The 1,444-nt window shown below is 74.5% G+C and carries 1 protein-coding gene and 2 pseudogenes; 2 read left to right on the forward strand and 1 reads right to left on the reverse strand.

The genetic code is table 11. The annotated features are described in order from the left end of the window. A pseudogene (locus H5J33_RS35125) lies at window positions 1-650 on the reverse strand (hypothetical protein); the annotation flags it as partial. On the opposite strand from H5J33_RS35125, the pseudogene H5J33_RS35130 reads away from it, so the two are divergent. Then, window positions 648-788 (forward strand): annotated as a pseudogene (locus H5J33_RS35130) (precorrin-6y C5,15-methyltransferase (decarboxylating) subunit CbiE); the annotation flags it as partial. The pseudogenes H5J33_RS35125 and H5J33_RS35130 sit on opposite strands and share 3 nt — an antisense overlap. 343 nt (window positions 789-1,131) lie before the next feature. Next, a partial coding sequence (locus tag H5J33_RS35135) for a hypothetical protein (RefSeq protein ID WP_181798699.1) occupies window positions 1,132-1,444 on the forward strand: 313 nt, incomplete at its 3' end.

Raw genomic sequence — 1,444 nt, forward strand, 5'->3', positions numbered from 1 at the left:
GCCTCGGCGGCGAACGGCGCCAGCAGGGCCGTACCGCCGGTGCAGGGCACCACGACCCCGTCGGCCACGGACAGGATGTGGGCGGGGTCGACGCCCGCGTTGGCGCCGCAGTGGTAGGAGACCGGGTCGGCGTGCAGCAGCACCCGGAAACCGCGCGGCGCGGCGGCGCGTACGGCGGCGACGGCCTCCTCCTGGAGGGTGCGGGCGGTGAGGTCCCGCCACCCGCGCGTGGCCGCCGCCGCCTCCTCGCCGAGCAGCTTCTCCACCGTCGGCCAGCCGGTGTCGTCGGCGGTGCCCCGCCACAGCGGTTCCAGCGCCCGGCGCACGGCCGCGGCCAGCGCGCCGGCGTCCAGACCCCGGTCGCCGTAGCCGGCCTCGCAGGACGGGCAGAAGCACAGGGACATCAGGTACTGCCCGGCCTCCCCGAGCGGCACGCCGGCGGTCTTGTCGTGCGCGTGCAGGTGCTGGAGCCCGTACCAGCCAAGGGACTCCAGTTCGGTGCCCCGCGCGCCGGGGCGTACGGCGGCCTCGGCGGCCAGGTCGGTCAGGTACGCGCGGGTGGCGGGCTGGGCGATGCAGGGCGCCCACGGGTAGCGGTCGCCGTAGGCGTTGACGACGGAGGTGTCCGGGTGTTCGGCGCCCATGCGGGAGGCGACCTGACCGAGCACGGCTACCGGGTCCAGTGCGCCCTCGTCCAGTCCGTCGAACTCGACACCAGGGCCTGGACCGAGACCGAGCGGAACGTCGCGTTCCTGCTCAGCGGGGTCCTGCCCGACCGCGCCCCGTGATCGGGTTGTCGTACCGCGCGCGGTAGGCTGGCCGATCGTTGTACCGCACCGGTGGCCCGGACTTCGTTCGCCAATGTCCGGATCGCACGCCCGTCTTGGGCGGGTGCGGTACTGCGGAACCGGAGGACGCGCAACGTGGCGCAGTCCACAGCGGGCTGTCGCGGATCATGCTGTCGCGACGGCGGAACGGCCGGGACAATGCCACTGAATGGCTTTGTCGCCTTTTCCGGCGGGCCGTTCGTGCCGCTGGGCACGGACGCTCGTTCTTCACTGCGGGGCGGTCGGTGCGCCGTTCCGGGTGAGCTGGTCGTAGGGAGCACTAACCGATGGGCGAGGGGTACGCATGACCGACACCGGCCAGGTCCCGGGCGAGGGGCAGCCGGAGAGCGCAGGCATGGTGGAACAGCCGGGCGTCCCCGCGCACGGCGCGTACACCTACCTCTCCGAGGCGCCCGCCGAGGACGAAGACCTGCTGCTGCCGGGTGCCCAGGGCGCGTGGGGCAACGAGGTTCCGCCACCCGCTCCGGAACCGGTGGTGGAGGCCGTCCACGAGCCGGGCCCGCACGAGACGGCCGGCCGTGACACCGGCTCGGTCGACCTCGGCGGCGTCCGCCCCCCCCACCCGGGTCCCGCGTCGGTGCCGCCGTCGCCCATCC

Source organism: Streptomyces sp. WELS2, from assembly GCF_013870595.1.
GTDB lineage: Bacteria > Actinomycetota > Actinomycetes > Streptomycetales > Streptomycetaceae > Streptomyces.